This is a genomic window from Pseudomonas sp. MPR-R2A5, assembly GCF_058793055.1.
The window spans coordinates 118,370-135,274 of sequence record NZ_JBXAFK010000011.1; the positions used below are offsets into that span (position 1 = coordinate 118,370).

Genomic DNA, 16,905 nt, shown 5'->3' on the forward strand with positions numbered 1-16,905 from the left:
TGTTCATCGTGGTGTTCCCACGTGGGCCGTATTCAGGGTGGCCCAGTCCAGCGACAGCGGGGTGATGCCGCGCACCCGGTCAATGTTCTCGGCGATCTTGAGTGCGGCGTCGAGTTCGCTGATGCCGTGCTGCTGCATGAGCTGGTAGCGCTCGGCTTTTTCCTCTGGCTCGGTTTGTGCGAGCGCGAGATAAAGGCTCGGTGGTACCGCGCGAAACAGCAGTTCCATGCTGCGCGACAGAATCACGCCTTCCGAGAATTTGCCGGCCTCTTTCCTGGCCGAGAGCATCAGGGCTTTCTGCGCTGGGGTGAGTTCGCGGAATCTGGCGATCTTCTCCACTTCGTCCGGTGGCATGCCAAGGCACAGCCACCACTCCATCATATTGAGCATTGGCTCTGCGGCTTTTGGCAGGTCGTCGAGGTTCTGCGTCGCGAGCCAGAACCACGCACCCAATTTCCTCCACATTTTCGTCAGCTTCACGACGTAGGGGGACAGCAGCGGGTTCTTGGTGATGATGTGGCCTTCGTCAGTCACGTTGATGATCGGGCGACCGAGGAACTGGTCGCGTTCCGCGATGTTGTTGACGGTGTTGATCAGCGAGATATAGGCGATGGAGAGCTGCGCGTTGTAGCCCTCTCGGGCGTAGGTAGCGAGATCCACGATGGTGATGTCGGCTTCCGGCCAGGGCGTACCAGGCCGGTCGAACATCTCGCCGTCTGCGCCTTGGCAGAACATATCCATGGCATCGGCCATTTCCATCAGCCGGGCGCGGCGAACCTCGGGCAGGGTGGGGTCGCAGCCGCGCTCGCGCAGTGCATCGCGCACGTCCCGGGTGAGCACCGTGCGCTGCTCGGCGACGCAGCGCTGCGCCGCGTCGAGAATGCACTGGCGAATCAAGCTGCGATCCGCGCGCGTCATGCGCGCTTCTTCCTTGTCCTCGCCTCCGGTGATCATCAGGCGTGCGGTGATTTCAAGTTCGCCGAGCACGTCGCGCTGTTCGTCGCCATCGGCAGCGGCGTCGTCTTCGTCCAGGGCATCCGCGTCGAGCGTCTGTACCTGGCTGGGCGTCTCCACCAGCCGGTGCGCATCGGCGAACGGGGCGAGGCTGACGTCCGCGCCCGGTGCGAGCTTCACGCGATGCACGGTGAGGCCGAGCCGCGCGGCGAAGTCGCCGTATAGGCCGAAGCTGTTACCGGCCTCGACGATGAATAGGCGCGGCCGGTAGATCGCCGTGATTTGGTTGAGCAGGTTGTTGAGCGTGGCCGACTTGCCGGAGCCTGTCGGGCCGGCGAGGAACAGGTGGGCGTTCATTTGCCGGTCGAGGCGATTGAGCGGGTCGAAGGTGATCGGCCCACCACCGCGATTGAATAACGTGATGCCTGGATGGCCGGTGCCCTGGCTGCGTCCCCACAGTGGGGCCAGGTTGGCGGCGTGCTGGGCGAACATCAGTTGGGTGTACCACTGGCGCTTGTCTTTCGCCGGGTCATAGACGCAGGGCAACCAGCGTAGATAGGTGTTGAGCGGTGCCACTTCATCTTCTTCGCGTACCGGTTGCAGGCCGGCACCGAGCAGCACGTTGCCGAGCTGCAGGCCGCGCGCGTCCAGCTCGGCCTCGTCGCGGCCACGTAGGTAAAAGGTGAGGGCGCTGCGGTACAGCTTGTGGGCGCTGCCGATCAAGCTGCGGGCTTGCTGTACATCGGCACGGGCCTGTTCCGAGGCCAACGTGTCGCCCACGGCTTTGCGACCGAGATGATTCAGGTGCGCTTCGAGCACATCCTGCGGGGTGATGACCAGGGTGAGGCACATCACCGTGTCCTCGGGCATCTGATCCATCAAGGCGTTGATCGCGTCGCCCTTGCGTGTTTCGCCTGTGACATGGCCCGTCGAGGGTGGGGCGCGCAGGCGGTCGACGGCGATGGCGCGGTGCGGCATGCCATCGAAATACCACTGGCCCAGGGCGACATCCGAGCGCGGCTGGCCGAAGAACAACCGTTGCGCAAAATCGCTGCCGCTGGCCAGCTCGATTTCGCTGGGGGCCTGTTCGTCCGGGTAGCGGGTCAGGGTATAGAAGCGCTCCCGGTCTTCGGCGCTGTTGCCGAGCTGGGTCGGATGAGGGTTGAACCAGCGCAATAGCCAGCCGTGGATCTCCGCTGCGCCGAGACGCCGGGCGCGCACACCGGCATGGGCCAGGCCGCCGATGAGACGGTCGCAGACCCGATTGAGCGCCTGCTCGGGCGATTGCCCACGGCGCTGCGGTGCCTGGCCGACACGGCGGTAGACGACCAGGCGCGTGCGCCGGATCTGCCCGCGCCACGGCAGGCGGGTGACGGTGTTGTCCTCGAACAGGCCGCCCGGCTTGGCGATGGCCTGCAGGTGATGGCCGAAGAACCGCAGGTAGAACTCGGTGAAGGCACTGCCCTGGGCGCGGGGCTGGACGTAGTGCCGCAGCTCATCGAGGTAGCGATCCCAGTTGGTGTCGTCCTGCGCGTAGAGCTGCACGACCCAGGGGTTGTCCTCCAGTTCGTCGAAGGCATCCTGCAGCACGTTTTCCAGGGTGTCGCGAACCTGCAGCAGCCAGGCGGGTTCGCGTCCTTCCGTGCCGACCGGGAGCAGTTCGTAGAAGGCCGCCACCGAGGTGCCGTCATCGAGCAGCATGCACTGAGACTGGGGCAGGTATTCGGCCCACGGCAGCAGGTCGGTGAACGAAGGGGCGGCATCGTAGAGCGCCTGCTCGTCGGCCTGGGTGGCGGGCCGACGCGAGGTGCGCGCGGTGCCGGGTTCGGCAATGCCGTGGGCGTGCAACTCGGCGACGTGTCGCGCCCAGGCGTCCGCTGGTGGCTCGGGTTCCTCGACCTGGCGCCGGAGTTTGAACAAGGGCCAGGCCATCAGTAGTCCTCTACCCGTTCGCCCGGAAGCGCGTATTGCACCCGCTGGTACAGGGGAAATAGCGTTGTGTAGCCGGGCACCGGCACCGGGTCGCTGCCGGCCAGGTGCGGGAACACATACATCAGCAGATCGGGATTGGGCAGCCTGCGGAACTGCCGGTAGATCTCATTGGCCGCCGTGCGCGTGTAGCGGGCCTGCACGTCAGACGCGGCCTGTACATCGGCCTCGGTCAGCGGCCGGCGCAGGGCCTGGCGTGCATTGAGCAGTTGCCGGGCGGTGCCGCCGCTGGTCTCGACGTTCCAGATATCGAGCATCGTCGTGTCATCGTGCGGCAGCAGTTCTTCCTTGCTGGTGGCGCAGCCAGCGAGTGCCAGGGCCATGGCCAACAATGCCAGGCCGTCAGTCCAATTCCTGCGCATGGGGCAGCCCTCCAAGGCGGTGATCGACGCGGCGACCTTTCGGGTCGTAGTCGATGGTCAGGGGTTCTTCGAGATGCACGGCCACCTTGGCACCGGGCTTGACGTAGACGGCGGCGAACGCCTGGCCGTAGAGCTTGTTGACCCAGGCCGACATGTCCTGCACACCACCGGCGAGGATGCGGCCCATGGCTTCGTTCGCGCCAATGCCGACGGTGCCGATGGAGCCGTCGCTGCTCATGTAGGAGACCTGGCCGCTGTCGGAGTCGATCAGCGAGGCGACGCCAGCGCCGGCGGCGGTGATCAGGGCTTGTGTGCCCAGGTACTGCTGCGCGTTACTGCGGCGTTGGCCACTGACGCAGGGGATGCCGTGCGGATCGCTGATCCAGCCTATGCCGTCCTGGGTGTTGTTGTTGCTGTTCTGTTGGCGGTTGCCGCCGCGTTCGTCGTCTTTCGGGATGGTTCGGATGGTGCCGTCCTCGAACACGAACGTGACCGAACGGATCTGCCCGCGCACGCAGGAGAGGGTCCAGTCGCCCGACGCCGTACCGCTGACCACGGCACCGGCCACGTCGGGAATATCGATGCCGTTCGCGGTGAGGTTGTCGCGCCCGATCAGGACTTTGAAGGGATACGGATCGCTGACGGTGCCATCCACGGGGACGCGGCCAATCAATGCCGTCATGGAGATCGAGCCCATCAGGGTTGCGTTGGTCGGCACGGTGTAGATGGCTGTGGTCTCTGGCACCCCCGCTGCGCGGCGGCTGGCTTCAACGGCGGAGCTGGCGGTGGTTTCGAGTGTCTTCTGTGCCGGCGCGAAGCTGGTGGGAAAGCTGAAATTGGCGGCATTGCCGGAACTACGCTGCTTGCCGTCGTCGCGCCGATCCTCCGGCTCTACCCAGCGCAGGGTGTCGCCAGCCAGGCCGTCGCCCGGCTCAAGGCCGAGGTCGACTGGTAGATCGGCGGGGTTATCCTTGCCGATGCCATCGAGCCGCTGTTGCAGTTGTTGCAGCAGGCCCTGGGTTTGCTGTCGCTCGCTGCTGACCAGTTGCCGATCCTGATGCAACTGATTGCGTTCGCTTTCGAGCGCGCTCTGGATACGCTGGTCGATGGCTCCTTCGCGTTGCCGCAGCCGTTGGTTCTCCTCGCGCTGGACCTTGTTGTCGCTCAATGCGGTCTGCAACTCGGTACGCAGTTGGCGGACTTGGGCGACCAGCGTCGCAACTGTGTCGCGCGGAGTATCGCCTTCAATACCCAGCGCTTTCGCTTCATCGGGGGTGAGCCGCCCCGCTTCTTCCGATGTACTGGGCGCGTCGTTGCCGCCGGAGAACAGCTTGATGCAGACGAACACCAGCAGCAAAGCCAGGGGAATCATCAGCCACTTGAGCAGGCCATTACTGTGCATCGCGGCCTCCGTCGTGTTGCGGCACGGGCAGGTTGAGGGAAGCATCGACAGGCGCAATGGTCGGCAGCAGGGCTTGCGCCAGCCCGTGTCCACGGGTGACGAGGTAGACGACGGTGGTGTCGTCCGGCGTGCCATTTGGCCCCAGCGTCGAGTGCTGGAAGGTCGCGGTCAGGAAGTGCCCTTGCAGCGCGCGTGGGTCCAGGTCGAGCCAGTGCGTGGCGCTGTTGTGCAGTCGCACGGCGCTGACCCACAGGTCGTCCAGACGCCATGCTGCGAGCGCCTGGGCCTGTACCGGCAGTGTCGGCAGCAGGCTGTCCAGCGGCAGGTCGCGGCGCAGGGTGGCGCGAATGACGCCGGGCAGGGGTTCGACGGTGCGCAGCGGTGCGTAGAGGTTCTGTGCTGCGTAGCGAGTCAGGATCACGGGCTGCGGTGTTTCCCGCACGGGCGGGGCCGCTGTTGCGCTGTCGTCTCCTGCATCAGCGCGAGTGGCGGATGATGTGGCTTCGATGATGCGCACGGGCTCCAGGGGCGGCTGTCCGTCCTGGGCGGACTCGGCGGCGATGTCGAGTAAGATCACAGTGCCGGTGTCAGCATCCTGTACCTGCAGCCGCACCGGTTCGATCGGTTCGTTTGCCAACAAGTAGATGGCACCGGCGGCGCTTTGTACGCGCAGGCGGCCACCGACCGACGCGGGCACGCCAATGCGCACGTTTCGATCCACGAAGACGATGCGCTCTTGGCCGACCACCAGCGGCACGGCAAGTGGCAGGCGCTTCCAGCGCAGGAGCTCAGTGGCGTGGGTGGTATTGAGCAGGAGCAGCGCGAACGCCGCGGCAGCCTGTGGCAAGAGGCGGTTCATGGCGTGTTTTCCGGAGAAGGGGCGGGCGTGGCCGCCGGATCGACAGGGGTGGCAATGCGCTGCGGCGCGCCTTCGTAGCAGTCGATGGTGAGCCCGAACGGGTTGCGCTGCGGGTCGACGTCGATGCGCAGGACCTTGAGCGGGTAGCGCACCAGAGCACGTTTGACTTGCTCGGAGGCGTAGTACTCGTCTGCCGTAACGTCGAGTTTCACCACCCATTCGCGGTTGGAGACGGTGCGCACGCGCAGCGTGGGGTTGTCGCCATAACCTCGACCGGGAATTTCGTATATACCGCGCACGCGCCGCCGCAGCTCGCCGGAATTGCGGCGGTACTCGTAGTCCTGCTGCAGGAACGCCTGGCAGGCGGGTGTGAGGTAGGGCGACAGCGCGTGCAGGTTGCGCGGGTAGTCGTCATCACCATTGGTGGGCCAGCGCTGGAGCTGCTGCCAGACGTAGAACGTGAAGGCGTAAACGCTTTCGGGCGGGACGTCCCACCATTTGCGCGTACTGCCTGAGCGCAGGTCTGGCGGCACATGAATGGTCAGGTCGCGCGGTGCGCTCCACCAGCCGACGCCCATGACCAGCGCCAGTACGACCAGCACGCTGGCCCCGATACGCAGGGTCTTGATGTGGGCTTCGAGCCGTAACACTTCGTTCTTGAACCGGCTCACAGCACCTTGCTCCTGCGCGTGGTCCAGTAACCGGAGCGAATCACCAACGTGTGGCCGTCGGTGAAAGGAGCGAGCTGCGGTAGATTGGCTGCGATCCACCACTGCAGCTGCCGGTACAGCCAGGTTTCGGGGCGGCTGCGCTTGAGCCGGCGCAGCGCACCGCCGCCGATGAAAATGCCAGCGGTGACCGCCAACAGGATGGTCGTGGGGACGATGGCAATCGTCGCGAACATGAAGGCCAGCGGAATGCCGCTCGCGAGGCCGACCACGCCCGACGAGCCCGCGCAGACCCACAGCTCATTCGCCGTCAGCCCGCGCACGACTACGGGGTGACGGTTGAGACGGTGGGGCAGAAATGCCACCGTCCCATCCGGGCGGATGTCTTCAACCATGTCGGCATTCCTCGGTTCAGAGAACGCCGATGGCTTCGGTCAGCAGCCAGATGCCGACGACAAGGAGGATCGCGCCGACTGCCACGGTCAGACCGAACTGGCCCCAGGTCGAGCGACCGATGTGGATCTCCGCATAGCGGGTGTACGCGTGGTAACACACCCCCACAAACATGGACGCGACCACCAGCAAGGCGATCAGCATCACGATGTCGTAACCGTAGTTCTGCAGTGTTTGCATGATGCCCGTACCGGTACCGCGCGATGGGTTTTCCAGGGTGGGCAGGGCAGCATTGGCCAGTGGCGACAGTACGCCGAACATCGGCAGTGCAGTCAGGCCAGCGAAGTGGTGGGGGCGGAAGATGCGGAAGAGCGGCTTCATTATGGCGACCTCTTACGAGAGCAGGAAGAAGGTCAGCACCAGGTACAGCACGACGAAGCGCACGACGACGACCAGGAACTGACGTTGGGAAAGCTGTTCTTCCGCCCAGCCGATGTAGGCACTGCGCATCGCCCAGACGCCCCACAGGAGCAGCACGGCGAACACCGCGCTGAGCAGTACGGTCGCCATGTCGGACGGGGTGATGCCGCTGTTGGCCTGGAACGCGGTGGTCTGAGCGGCGTTCATGGCGCGACCTGCGGAGCGAGGGAGGTGACGGGCTGGCGGTAGTCGCCAAGCAGCACAGCAGGGTCGCGCGGTTGTGCGCGCGTTGGCGTCAGGTAGTCGCGGATGCCGGCGCGTACGCGGTCGAGGTCGGCGCTCAGGCGGGCGTAGTCGAAGTGATAGCGAGCGTGTTCATCGAGCTGCTGCGCGGCCTGCTGTGCAACGAGCCGTTCGATGCTGTCGAGCTGGCGCAGCGCTGCTGCGAGCCGGGTGTGTTCGGGGGTGGCGTCGTCGGCGCTGACGTGGCCGGCAAGACACAGGCCGAGCAGCAGCGCCTGGGTTAGACCGGGTGCGTGATGCCTATCGGCTGAAGGGAGAGGTCGCTTCGACATTTGCCAATCCACTTGCGAGGAGTGGCGAAATGCTCTCGGTATGCCTGGGGCCGTGCCTTAAACAATGGGAACCTAGGTGTACCCCTATTTGGTGGGGGCGATGGCCTCTGATGGTTATTAAAAAGGAATGGGCTGCGCAGCCTGCGATGGGTACATAAGAACGTGAGGAAGCGGGGGTATGACTGAGAGTGCGAACGAGGGGAGAAGATTGAGCTGGTTGGGGCGGGTGTTCCGCCAGCGTCTGGCGGAGCATGAAGTGGGGCGTCGGGAGCGTTTCGAGCATGTCATGAGGCGGGCCAGGGCGGTGGCGGAGGCCGACCCGCTCGGACTATCCACTTTGGTCCGTCTGATCGCCGCGCCTTTGCAGGCACGAGCCACGACATCGCTGGTGTTCCGGCCTATACATGGCGCGCGTGGCGCCTACAATTTGTCCGACTTCTTCGGCTCTCCGCCCGCGCGGGTGACCGCGGACGGGATGAGAGTTGACCAAGTTGGCCTTCATTTGAAAGATGCACGTTATCGACTTCGCCTGGGGCGCGATCCGATCCTGGCCGTGCCCTGGAAAGAACCCAGTTTTACGAATGCCATTGCCAACATGGGGTATGCGCGCCGAATGGGCGAGTGGCGCGAGGACTTCAACCACAAGGTCGAACTGCTGCTGCCATTCGGGCTGGCTCTGGTACATGGCGGCAACCATTCGTTGGCGGCTGGAATCACCAATGCCGAGGGAACGGTGGTGGCGGAGACGGTGATCGATCTTGCACCGTTGTACGCCCATGTGCGCTACGACGGCGCGAGCATGATCAGGACGCACGATGGCTTCAATCTATGGACGCCGGTCGACGAAGAACTCGGTATCCTGTTCGAGATCGGGCGCGTGATGGTGGAGTATGGGGTGCGCTACGACGCACAGGTAGCCGCCGATAGTGAGAGCAACAGCGATGAAAGCGACGAGAGCTTTCCGATCTGTTACCGGGTTCTCGTCGATGGCCAAGACACAGGCTATTCGCTTTCCACTAGCGGTGCCACGCGGGCGCTGTTGCAAGCCGAAATCGAGCCAGGCAGTGCCGAGTCGCGCTCGGTGATCGTCGAGGGTTTTCCTATGCTCCGCTCTTGGCCTATACATTGCGTTTAGGACGTGGGCGACGCTGGGTGCAGGCCTTCTACTGGATCGATGACAATGCGAGGGAAACAATATGGGCAAGCTGGGGTCGCTGCTGTGCTTAGGGAGCATCGTTTTTGCCGCTGGTTGCCACACACGCCTTGATGTAAAACCCGATGGAGAAGGGGACTACGTCAATAAGGGAGGTAAGGCACGGATAGGCGTGGAGTACGGCTTGCCCATGGTTCAGTTCAACCTTGCCGTCACCCGAACGCTGGTGAAGTGTCAGGATGAGCGCGGGCAGACTGATATCCGATTTTCAACGCAGGTGGCTGCTGAACCCCACTACGTCGTGGGCGAGCGCTTTGTGGTTGATTACGAGTCCTTGTCCAGCTGGAGCAAGATCGCTGGGCTCGACTTGCAGACTTATGACAACGGCACACTCAAGAGCATCAATGCGTCGGCCGAGGATCAATCAGCTGCCATCATCGGCGACGTGGTGAAGGTAGGGATAGGCGTGGCTAGTCTGGTATCTAAAGTGCCGTTTGGTGTTCAGCAATTGGCACCGGAGCAACCGGGTGAATGGCGCTGTTCCGAGCAGACCAAGCGTAAGTTGGATGCAGTCACCATTGCCAAGGATGCTTTGGAAGAAACCACTAAAAAGTTGGTCCAAACAACAGATACGGTTACCCGGCTGGAGAGTCTGGCAATACTGAATGCGTTGTCGGAGGGCGATAAGACGGTGTTGGCGCAGACCAAGGCGCAGCAAAGCGAGCTGACTAAGCAGGTCGCTGCCGTGGATAAGGCATTGGCCCGCCTGCTGACGTATGTATCGGTGAAAGAGGAGCGGGTTTGGCCCGAGAAAGTCGGTAGTACACAGCTCAACGCTGATCCTCTACCTGCAAATGCCAAGTTCTTGAAGGATCTCTTCGAGAAGACGCCCTCGAATACCGAAACCCAGGGCGCGGAGGGGGGTACAGCAACGACGCAAGCGTCGAAAGAAAACAAATCCGACCAGCCTGGAACGGCTGTGGCTGGAAGTAAGAAGGATGTGTTTCTGGAGAAGCTGATGGCATCGTTTCAGCTTCGTGGGGAGTTGGTGCCGTTGCTCGAGCCTAGTACGCAGAGTCCAGGGTCAACGTCTTACCCTGGTCCTAATAAAGAGGACAAGAGAACAGGTCTCTACTATCGAACCCCGATTCCCGCTCAATTGCTGATCTGTCGGGTCGTTTCGAGTCAGGGCTGCATTGTGGATGACGATTTGCCAAAGGCTTTCCGTGTAAACGTGATGGCCCCCCAGTTGGCTCCGCTGCGTGTGTTGCCGATGACCAATGGCATGTTCCAGAACAACGCCCTCAGCGCTACGTTCCGCGAGAATGGCAGCCTGGCGACCTTCAAGTATGAGGACAAGGCGGCGCGTGGGAAGGTGCTTTCGGAGACAGTAGCGGCCAGCATGGACAGTGTGCTGGCCTACAGGGATGCGCGGCAGGCCCACAAGGCCAGCGAGAAGGCCGCGAAGCAGCAGGCGGGACTAGACGAACTGGATGCGGACATCGCTCGGTTGGAGAAGCAGAAGAAGATCGCCGCGCTCAATGCGGAGCTTGAAGGTTCCGCTCAGGATACCGCTGTCGAGACCGCCCGTTTGAATGCCCGAATCGCCTTGCTGGAGGCTCAGCGGAAATTGCACGAGCTGGAGGGCGAATAGAACGCGTCGACGGCGTTGGCATCAGTTGGAGTGGTTGTGGCGGGGCGGACGCGATGTCTGCTCCGGCAACCTGTCACACAGTTTCGGCTTGTTGCTCGGTTGGACGTTTTGCCCGCTCGGCCTGTATCCGCGCGTGAATTTCCTCGCGGTGAACCTCGACATGCTTGGGGGCGTTGATGCCCAGGCGCACTTGATTGCCTTGGACGCCCAGAACCGTCACGGTGATTTTATCGCCGATGCAAAGGGTCTCGCCGACACGACGAGTGAGGATCAGCATATCGTTCTCCTTGTAATGAGCCGGTTTTCGGAAGGTGCAAACCGGTGGTTCCATACCGCCAGCATGCCAATGTTGTAGGGGGCTCTCAAGTGCTGTCCGCACCTACTGGTTGGCGACTCACAGGTATTTCTTGAAGCTGGCAGCGGTGATGTTCACTGCCAGGCCGAGCAGCGCCGCGCTCGGCAGTAGCACTAGCAGCGGATGCACGCTGACGGGTAGGGTGAGGTAGATGATCCACGGCAGTACCGCCAGCGGCATCAGACTCGCTTTGGCGCGGTGGTAAATGAAACCCGACTCCCGCCCCGCGCCGAACTTGCGAATGTCGCGACGCACAAGACCATCGACCATGCCTACTAAGGCGGCCAGCAGAAACAGCGGCAGCGTCAGCACCAGGACCATCAGCCGGACAATGAACGTCAGAATCGTGAACGCGGCGGCGATCAGGTAGTTCTCGCTCCAGACGTAGACTTGGCTGATGTAGAACCGGATGTCTCGTGCATCGCCATGGCTGGGCGCGCGGGAGCGCGCCGATGCCTGGCTCATCCAGTCGAGCAGGCTGGTTTTCACGAAGATCCATTCGTAGGCACTCGAGACCAGTTGGTGCGCGGTGCGGCCCGGCTCCTGTACCACCGCGCTGCGAATGAAGTGGTTGGACAGGTGATTCAGTTCGTAGTCGAGCATGCCCTGGGCGTGACGCCAGCCCTGGTCAGGCCAGACCAGGTGCATGCCTACGCACTCGATGATGATCGACAGCAGCAGCGAGCCGACCAGCACGCCGAGCATGCGCGGCGGCAGAGTGACGATGCTGGCGAGCAAGCCTTGTTGGCGGGTTTGTTCGCGCTGGGTGGTCGCGGCCGGGTCCCTCATGGCCGTGCCTCGACATTGCTTTCCTTGGTGGCGGCGAGGTGGCGAAATCCATCGAGCAGGTCATCGGGCAGCGGCTGATCCTGCAGGCCGGGAATGCCTTGGTTCTCCCACCAGTCGTCTGCCTCGGCATAGTGCTGGCGCATGTAGCCAGCAAGCTGCTGGAGATCCTTGGGCATGATTTCGTCAGGGTCGGGGGTGGGCAGTGGCATGCGCACTTTCCAGAGCTGCCCGCCTTGCAGCAGAGCGAACGCCTGGCCTTTGGGCAGTCCCACGACATGCGACGGTTCGATCATCGGTACGCTTGTGGTACTGATGCGATCCTGCGCATTGGAAGTGAAATCGGTTGGGCCGTGTATGTCGGAGCTGTCGGTGGCACCGCTGACCAGGGTGGTCGTGTACACATCTACTTTCGGCAACTGCCGGGTGAGCAGCTCGGCGGTCGCGGTTTCGCGCACCCTCAACATGAATAGATTATTGAAATTCCCGATGACTTGACCGGCTTTCGCGCGGTTACCGATGCGGGCCTCGATATCAGAGAGCGTCTGGGTGTATGCCGTGACTTGGAGTCCGGCCCCTCCGCCCTTGTTGACGAGTGGCACGAACTCGTCCCCCATCAACTCGTTGAACTCATCAGCGTGGACGTTGATCGGGACTCTTGCTCCAGCCATCGCGCCGGGTAGCCCATCATCGATGCCGAATTTGTAGATATGGCCGGCGACCGATACCAGATCGGCAAACATCGAGTTGCCGACGGCGGCGGCAACTTCGGCGTCGGAGAGCGCGTCGAGGCCGACATAGACCACCGCTCTTTTGCGGACGATCTGCATCCAGTCGAAGATGGGCCTGGGGTCGTTCAGGTCGGAGTAGTTAGGGGCGAGCAGTTGCGCGGTTTTGCCGGTGGTGAGTTTTTCCAGCAGCGGCAAGAGGCTGGCGACGATCTTGTCGAAATACGTCCGGTCATAGCGCACGGCAGATCTGAGGCCATCGAGCACCGGGTCGTAGGTGCGTACCTGTGAGAGGTATTGCTCCAGCGCGACCACGCGCTTTTCCCGGCCCACCATATGGCGCGGGATGTTCTTGTCGTTCAGCCGACCTTCCAACTGAACGATGATTTCCCAGGCCTTCGGTTCGTGTTTGGCGAAGTAGTGCTGCGCGTATTCGATGAACAGCGCATCGATGTTGACCACATGCCGCTGAATCAGTAGGTAGTCCGGGCGTTGGCCCAGCTCGACCAACGCGCGGGCGATGATGTTGACGAACCGCCAGGCGAACTCACGGAAAGCTGCACTATTGCCTTCACCTGAGAGTTGTCCCGCAATGCGCGTAGCCACCTCGCTGATCCGCCCGAATCTTCCCACGGCGTTGTAGCGTGCGCTGAAATCCGGCCAGCCCAGGTGGAAGACGTAGAACTCGCGTTCGCGCCCGGCGCGCTTGGCTTCCACGTACATTCTTTTCAAGAGGTCGGCGTCGCCTTTCGGATCGAACACGATCACTACCTCGTGCTCTCCCGCGGCGTTGCGCCGCCGAATGTCCTGGGTCACGAACAATTCGGCGAGCCTTGTTTTACCGACCCGTGTCGCGCCCAGCACAAGCGAATGCCCAACCCGCTCGCCGAGCGGCAGCGAGACGTCGACCTCGTTCGGTTCGATGCCGTGCAGCCTTGGCAGGCCACCGACCGGAGGCAACGGCCGCAGCGGGTTGATGGGAACGTCCCAGGCGGTGAGCTTGGCCAGCTTCGACAGTGGAAACGGTGCGAACTCCAGCCGCTCTTCCAGACGGCGGGCCAGCAGGTAGGCCGGTGTGGGCTCGACATAGCGGCGGAATTCGGGCCTGAACGTCTGAGTCAGGCGGTGGGTGTGCCGTTGTTCCCAACGAAAGCCTCGGCCGATGAACAGCCGTTGCTGGCTGACAGGCACATTACGGCTGGTCATCACGTAGCGTGGCAATCGGCGGATGTTGCGCCGATAGCGCAGGATGACCAGGGCATCACGCAGGCGGATCGCACCGAAGGCGAGGAAGGCCAGCGCGCTGCCCAGGCCAATCGATGGATTTAGCGCGAGCGACCACGGTGCCGCCAGGGACAAGAACGCGGCGGCGGCGCAGACCGCCACGGTGTACAGCTCCACGGCTGGCCGCAGCAGCACCTCGATCGCGTGGGGCTGGGCCATGGCGGGTGCTTCACTGCTCGATACCGGTCGCCGTAATCAGGACCGGGTAGTGATGCAATGCCAGGCGTTCGGCAAGATCGTCGCCGGCAACCGGTGACAGCGACAGTCCTGGCGCCAGCGCACGCAGCGCGGCCAGGGCCTTGGCGGACGTGACGTTGACGACCAGGCCCACTGCATGGAGTTCGTGCAGGCGCAGTGACCGCTGGCGCAGCCAGGTGCGCGAGCGGTCGTCGTCGCCGATGAGAAAGAACGGCGGCAGCCCCGGCGCTTCGATTACGCGTCGCTCCACATCGCCCGGCGACAGGCGCATCGAGCGCACTGGCAGCATGTCGGCGTCGCTGAACGCTTTGGCGGGCGGACGCGGAATCTCGATGCGTGGCGATGTCACACCGGCGCGCGGCTGCAGGTTCAGCGCCTCGTAGTACGGCAGGGCTGACGTACCGCCGTGGTCTGCGACGACGGTCAGCGTATCGGCCTGGGCGATCATCGGCAGCGACGGCAGAAAGAGGCAGGCGGCGAGGGTGGTCATGGATTTCATGGCAGGTTCCTTCGGGAGGTTATTTCCAGTCGGGGCTCGCCGAGCACGCGGGCCAGGTGCTGGCCGACGCTGTGGCGGTAGCGTGCGGCCGGCGCGCCGCCGGCGGGGCGGTGGTAACGACCGATGGCGAGCAGCCAGTCGTCGCCCGGGGTGTGCTGCTCGCGCAGGATTTCAGCGGCGATGGCGAGGTTGCGGTAGGGGTCGAGCAGGTCGCAGGGCTGTACGTAGCGCTGCGTGTGGTAGCCGAGATTGACCTGGCCGAGGCCGGCGTCGATACGCGTGGCGGGTGTGCGCCTGAATGCCTGGCGCAGCCCGGCGCAGGCCTCGGCGCGGGTGGCGTAGCGCTGCGGCTGGCCAGCGACGTTGAGCGTCCACGGCCACGGCACCAGGCGTCCGCGCAGGTGGATGCCGCTCTCCTGCAGCGCCACGGCGTACAGCACTGCTGAGGGAATGCCAGCGCGCTGGGCGGCGACCTGGTAGGCCGGTGGCGGGATCTCCCGCGCGTGAGCAGTACCGGTCAGCACGCAGGCCACCAGCCCGAGTGCGGCGCGACGTGACATTAGGGTTGCCGCTGCCATTGGCCGCCGACCTGGCGCACGACTGCCGGAAGGTCGCCTTGCAGGCCCAGCGATAGCCAGCGGCCCGAGTCGTGATTGAGCGTGACCTGGCCTCTGCGCACCTTGGCCGGGTCGATGCCGATGCGCTGTGCCCAGGCGCGGATGCGCGCGTCGTCGGCGTGGCTGTCGACGACGTAGATGTCGAACTCCATGCCGGCGGCCTGCAGCCGCAGCGTGGTCTGATCGCAGGCCGCGCAGGCGTCCTTGACGAATACGGCGATCCGTCCGTTCGCTGCTGGCGTGACCGGAGAGAATGCCGGGCCGGCATCGGGCAGGATGACCCGCGGCATGTTGGCGTGGAGCCGCTGCCAGGCGTCGTCGTAAGCCCGCTGGTAGGCGAGCAGCTTCTCGACACGGTGCGCTTCGGCCTGAACCTGCAGCTCCGCGTAGCGCTGCCGTTCCTGCTCGGAACGCGCTTCGATGCCCAACGCGGTGAGCGGATCGAGGTTGGGCGAGTAGATACCCAGCGGCCCTTGCATCAGCGCCCGGTAGCGCGCCCATTCCTCGGTGCTCAGCCCCCAGTCCCGCGCGTGTTGCTCGTCGGTGCGCTCGATGGCCATCGGTCGCTCGAGGCTGGGCGTGTTGTCGGCGGTGCGGGTTTCCGCGCCCTGGGCAAGGTTGCTGGTCAGCAGAACGATCAGTGCGGGGACGATATGGCGCTGCTTCATCTGCCCCTCCTACTGCGCGGGAACGGGCAGGCGACGGATGTCGTCGCCGTGGCGGAACACGGCGGTGTTCCCCTCGATGGTTTCAAGATGCCAGCCAGCTTCGGCCTCGCCGGGGCGCAGCAGGCGAACCTGCGAGAGCGCGCTCGAGGCGGCTGGCAGAATCGACAGGAAGCGCTCGCCGGCGCGCAACTCGGCAGCGATCACCCGGAATTGCGTCTCGACGACCTTCGGTTTGCTGGGGGCGGCTAGAGGGCGGGGCTGAGCCGGTGGCACCGGGCGAGGTGTGCTGAGCCGCATTTCCAATTGCTCGATGCGGGCTTGCAGCGGCAGCAGGTAGTCCGCTGTCGGGCGGCTGCCGAGCGCCTGCTCGATGGCGTTCAGTCGCTGCTCCAGCGCCTGGTGCTCGACTTCGTAGCGTGCCTGGGGCAGGGCGTCCGGTTGCTGTTGGGCTTGTTCGACCTGTTGAACCAGTTCGGCCAGGCGCTTTTCCAGCACGGCGACCTTCAGGCCGGGTGCGTTGGTTTCGACCTGTGCCGACAACCCCGACAGCGCGACGTGATCGATCACGACGGCGGCGCTGATGAGCAGCAGCCAAGTGATGGTGGCGGCGCGCAGCAGTGTGCCGTGCCGGTGTTGTCCACTGCCTGGCATCGTCGTCATGGCTGTGGCTCCACGACGGCAACGGGCGCTGTACCCGTAGTGGCGGGCGGCGCTTCGGCAGGCGTATTGGGGGGCTGGGTGAAGCAGACGCGACGTACGCTGTGGTCGACGTGCAGCGTCCGTGCCGACCCGGCCAGGGTCAGCAGAGCATCACGCAGCTGCAGCGGGCCAAGGTGATAGTGCGCGGCCGGCAACGGGAGGCTGCCCAGCGTGTCGGTTTCACGTCCGTTGCACAGCTGGTAGCCGGAGCGCTGCAACACATGGCGCAGCGCGTCGGCGACGTTGGCGTTGAGTGTGTCGGGAATGGACACGTCGACGACCTGCAACAGCAGATTCTGTTGGGCTGCGGCCGGGGTCAGCTCGACCAGGGTGTAGCGGCCGTAGCGGACGACCGGGATGTACTCCGGTGCCGGAGCCACCACCTCAGCGGGAACAGGAGGGGGCGGTGGAGGCGTTGCGCAGCCGGCCGCTAGCGCGGCCAGCAGCAGACAAACGCGGTAGGAACGGATGGCGTGCATGGCTCGGCTCTCCACAAGGACTAGCCGAGACCATCGCCATTCTGCGAAGCCGCATCAGCAAACAATGGGAACTGCTGCGTTGCCGATTATTATGGGCATTTACGCTGAATCAAGCTCAGGGGATGATCAAAAACGTCAGATGGATGAGGCGCCCTGGATTGCG

At 63.9% G+C, this 16,905-nt stretch carries 19 protein-coding genes; 2 read left to right on the plus strand and 17 right to left on the minus strand.

Annotated elements, in window-relative coordinates; all coding sequences use genetic code 11:
• Window positions 1-3 precede the first annotated feature (3 nt).
• From AC1Q6I_RS11160 to AC1Q6I_RS11200, 9 genes are all read right to left on the minus strand, one after another.
• A complete protein-coding gene (locus tag AC1Q6I_RS11160) occupies window positions 4-2,886 on the minus strand; it encodes a conjugative transfer ATPase (RefSeq protein ID WP_102623909.1) in 2,883 nt (960 codons plus the stop codon).
• Window positions 2,886-3,305 (minus strand): TIGR03751 family conjugal transfer lipoprotein, encoded by a 420-nt coding sequence (locus tag AC1Q6I_RS11165; protein WP_102623908.1) that lies wholly within the window; start codon window positions 3,303-3,305, stop codon window positions 2,886-2,888. Before AC1Q6I_RS11165 ends, AC1Q6I_RS11160 begins: the two co-directional genes overlap by 1 nt.
• Window positions 3,286-4,707 (minus strand): TIGR03752 family integrating conjugative element protein, encoded by a 1,422-nt coding sequence (locus tag AC1Q6I_RS11170; protein ID WP_102623907.1) that lies wholly within the window; start codon window positions 4,705-4,707, stop codon window positions 3,286-3,288. Before AC1Q6I_RS11170 ends, AC1Q6I_RS11165 begins: the two co-directional genes overlap by 20 nt.
• Entirely contained in the window at window positions 4,697-5,566 is an 870-nt protein-coding gene (locus tag AC1Q6I_RS11175) for a TIGR03749 family integrating conjugative element protein (protein ID WP_102623906.1), read from the minus strand. The genes AC1Q6I_RS11170 and AC1Q6I_RS11175 overlap by 11 nt, the downstream gene beginning before the upstream one ends.
• Window positions 5,563-6,237, minus strand: coding sequence for a PFL_4703 family integrating conjugative element protein (locus AC1Q6I_RS11180; protein WP_102623905.1), 675 nt, complete (start codon window positions 6,235-6,237; stop codon window positions 5,563-5,565). The genes AC1Q6I_RS11175 and AC1Q6I_RS11180 overlap by 4 nt, the downstream gene beginning before the upstream one ends.
• Complete coding sequence (locus AC1Q6I_RS11185; RefSeq protein ID WP_102623904.1) at window positions 6,234-6,629, minus strand: TIGR03750 family conjugal transfer protein; 396 nt, start codon at window positions 6,627-6,629, stop codon at window positions 6,234-6,236. Before AC1Q6I_RS11185 ends, AC1Q6I_RS11180 begins: the two co-directional genes overlap by 4 nt.
• A gap of 16 nt (window positions 6,630-6,645) precedes the next feature.
• Window positions 6,646-6,948 (minus strand): TIGR03745 family integrating conjugative element membrane protein, encoded by a 303-nt coding sequence (locus AC1Q6I_RS11190; protein WP_256581243.1) that lies wholly within the window; start codon window positions 6,946-6,948, stop codon window positions 6,646-6,648.
• A 72-nt stretch (window positions 6,949-7,020) separates the two neighbouring features.
• A complete protein-coding gene (locus AC1Q6I_RS11195; RefSeq protein WP_102623902.1) occupies window positions 7,021-7,254 on the minus strand; it encodes a TIGR03758 family integrating conjugative element protein in 234 nt (77 codons plus the stop codon).
• Complete coding sequence (locus AC1Q6I_RS11200) at window positions 7,251-7,622, minus strand: integrative conjugative element protein, RAQPRD family (RefSeq protein ID WP_102623901.1); 372 nt, start codon at window positions 7,620-7,622, stop codon at window positions 7,251-7,253. The genes AC1Q6I_RS11195 and AC1Q6I_RS11200 overlap by 4 nt, the downstream gene beginning before the upstream one ends.
• Window positions 7,623-7,800: 178 nt before the next feature.
• Here AC1Q6I_RS11200 and AC1Q6I_RS11205 point away from each other — a divergent pair, with 178 nt between their 5' ends.
• Both AC1Q6I_RS11205 and AC1Q6I_RS11210 read left to right on the plus strand, forming a co-directional pair.
• Window positions 7,801-8,757 carry a DUF6710 family protein gene (locus AC1Q6I_RS11205; RefSeq protein ID WP_102623900.1) on the plus strand — a complete coding sequence of 319 codons (957 nt, stop codon included), beginning with the start codon at window positions 7,801-7,803 and terminating at the stop codon, window positions 8,755-8,757.
• 61 nt (window positions 8,758-8,818) lie between these two features.
• The gene (locus AC1Q6I_RS11210; RefSeq protein WP_102623899.1) at window positions 8,819-10,429 is read left to right on the plus strand and encodes an ABC transporter C-terminal domain-containing protein; all 1,611 of its coding nucleotides are present in this window, start codon (window positions 8,819-8,821) and stop codon (window positions 10,427-10,429) included.
• Between the two features lie 73 nt (window positions 10,430-10,502).
• Here AC1Q6I_RS11210 and csrA read toward each other — a convergent pair whose 3' ends face one another.
• From csrA to pilL2, 8 genes are all read right to left on the minus strand, one after another.
• Complete coding sequence (gene csrA, locus AC1Q6I_RS11215; RefSeq protein ID WP_102623898.1) at window positions 10,503-10,706, minus strand: carbon storage regulator CsrA; 204 nt, start codon at window positions 10,704-10,706, stop codon at window positions 10,503-10,505.
• A gap of 117 nt (window positions 10,707-10,823) precedes the next feature.
• The gene (locus AC1Q6I_RS11220) at window positions 10,824-11,573 is read right to left on the minus strand and encodes a TIGR03747 family integrating conjugative element membrane protein (protein ID WP_102623897.1); all 750 of its coding nucleotides are present in this window, start codon (window positions 11,571-11,573) and stop codon (window positions 10,824-10,826) included.
• Complete coding sequence (gene traD, locus AC1Q6I_RS11225) at window positions 11,570-13,741, minus strand: type IV conjugative transfer system coupling protein TraD (protein ID WP_102623896.1); 2,172 nt, start codon at window positions 13,739-13,741, stop codon at window positions 11,570-11,572. Before traD ends, AC1Q6I_RS11220 begins: the two co-directional genes overlap by 4 nt.
• A gap of 10 nt (window positions 13,742-13,751) precedes the next feature.
• Entirely contained in the window at window positions 13,752-14,279 is a 528-nt protein-coding gene (locus AC1Q6I_RS11230) for an integrating conjugative element protein (RefSeq protein ID WP_102623895.1), read from the minus strand.
• Complete coding sequence (locus AC1Q6I_RS11235) at window positions 14,276-14,839, minus strand: lysozyme family protein (RefSeq protein WP_207238106.1); 564 nt, start codon at window positions 14,837-14,839, stop codon at window positions 14,276-14,278. The genes AC1Q6I_RS11230 and AC1Q6I_RS11235 overlap by 4 nt, the downstream gene beginning before the upstream one ends.
• The gene (locus AC1Q6I_RS11240; protein WP_102623893.1) at window positions 14,839-15,564 is read right to left on the minus strand and encodes a TIGR03759 family integrating conjugative element protein; all 726 of its coding nucleotides are present in this window, start codon (window positions 15,562-15,564) and stop codon (window positions 14,839-14,841) included. Before AC1Q6I_RS11240 ends, AC1Q6I_RS11235 begins: the two co-directional genes overlap by 1 nt.
• Window positions 15,565-15,573: 9 nt before the next feature.
• Window positions 15,574-16,224 carry a hypothetical protein gene (locus AC1Q6I_RS11245; protein WP_102623892.1) on the minus strand — a complete coding sequence of 217 codons (651 nt, stop codon included), beginning with the start codon at window positions 16,222-16,224 and terminating at the stop codon, window positions 15,574-15,576.
• Window positions 16,221-16,742, minus strand: coding sequence for a PFGI-1 class ICE element type IV pilus protein PilL2 (gene pilL2, locus AC1Q6I_RS11250; RefSeq protein WP_102623891.1), 522 nt, complete (start codon window positions 16,740-16,742; stop codon window positions 16,221-16,223). The genes AC1Q6I_RS11245 and pilL2 overlap by 4 nt, the downstream gene beginning before the upstream one ends.
• Window positions 16,743-16,905: the final 163 nt, after the last annotated feature.

Bases quoted from the DNA above. Each gene is read 5' to 3' on its own strand.
- AC1Q6I_RS11240 (WP_102623893.1), bottom strand. From the start codon at position 15,564: ATGAAGCAGCGCCATATCGTCCCCGCACTGATCGTTCTGCTGACCAGC.
- AC1Q6I_RS11185 (WP_102623904.1), bottom strand. From the start codon at position 6,629: ATGGTTGAAGACATCCGCCCGGATGGGACGGTGGCATTTCTGCCCCAC.
- AC1Q6I_RS11175 (WP_102623906.1), bottom strand. From the start codon at position 5,566: ATGAACCGCCTCTTGCCACAGGCTGCCGCGGCGTTCGCGCTGCTCCTG.
- AC1Q6I_RS11230 (WP_102623895.1), bottom strand. From the start codon at position 14,279: ATGAAATCCATGACCACCCTCGCCGCCTGCCTCTTTCTGCCGTCGCTG.
- AC1Q6I_RS11170 (WP_102623907.1), bottom strand. From the start codon at position 4,707: ATGCACAGTAATGGCCTGCTCAAGTGGCTGATGATTCCCCTGGCTTTG.
- AC1Q6I_RS11160 (WP_102623909.1), bottom strand. From the start codon at position 2,886: ATGGCCTGGCCCTTGTTCAAACTCCGGCGCCAGGTCGAGGAACCCGAG.
- AC1Q6I_RS11165 (WP_102623908.1), bottom strand. From the start codon at position 3,305: ATGCGCAGGAATTGGACTGACGGCCTGGCATTGTTGGCCATGGCCCTG.
- AC1Q6I_RS11245 (WP_102623892.1), bottom strand. From the start codon at position 16,224: ATGACGACGATGCCAGGCAGTGGACAACACCGGCACGGCACACTGCTG.
- AC1Q6I_RS11190 (WP_256581243.1), bottom strand. From the start codon at position 6,948: ATGTTCGGCGTACTGTCGCCACTGGCCAATGCTGCCCTGCCCACCCTG.
- pilL2 (WP_102623891.1), bottom strand. From the start codon at position 16,742: ATGCACGCCATCCGTTCCTACCGCGTTTGTCTGCTGCTGGCCGCGCTA.
- AC1Q6I_RS11210 (WP_102623899.1), top strand. From the start codon at position 8,819: ATGGGCAAGCTGGGGTCGCTGCTGTGCTTAGGGAGCATCGTTTTTGCC.
- AC1Q6I_RS11195 (WP_102623902.1), bottom strand. From the start codon at position 7,254: ATGAACGCCGCTCAGACCACCGCGTTCCAGGCCAACAGCGGCATCACC.
- AC1Q6I_RS11200 (WP_102623901.1), bottom strand. From the start codon at position 7,622: ATGTCGAAGCGACCTCTCCCTTCAGCCGATAGGCATCACGCACCCGGT.
- AC1Q6I_RS11205 (WP_102623900.1), top strand. From the start codon at position 7,801: ATGACTGAGAGTGCGAACGAGGGGAGAAGATTGAGCTGGTTGGGGCGG.
- AC1Q6I_RS11220 (WP_102623897.1), bottom strand. From the start codon at position 11,573: ATGAGGGACCCGGCCGCGACCACCCAGCGCGAACAAACCCGCCAACAA.
- csrA (WP_102623898.1), bottom strand. From the start codon at position 10,706: ATGCTGATCCTCACTCGTCGTGTCGGCGAGACCCTTTGCATCGGCGAT.
- traD (WP_102623896.1), bottom strand. From the start codon at position 13,741: ATGGCCCAGCCCCACGCGATCGAGGTGCTGCTGCGGCCAGCCGTGGAG.
- AC1Q6I_RS11235 (WP_207238106.1), bottom strand. From the start codon at position 14,839: ATGTCACGTCGCGCCGCACTCGGGCTGGTGGCCTGCGTGCTGACCGGT.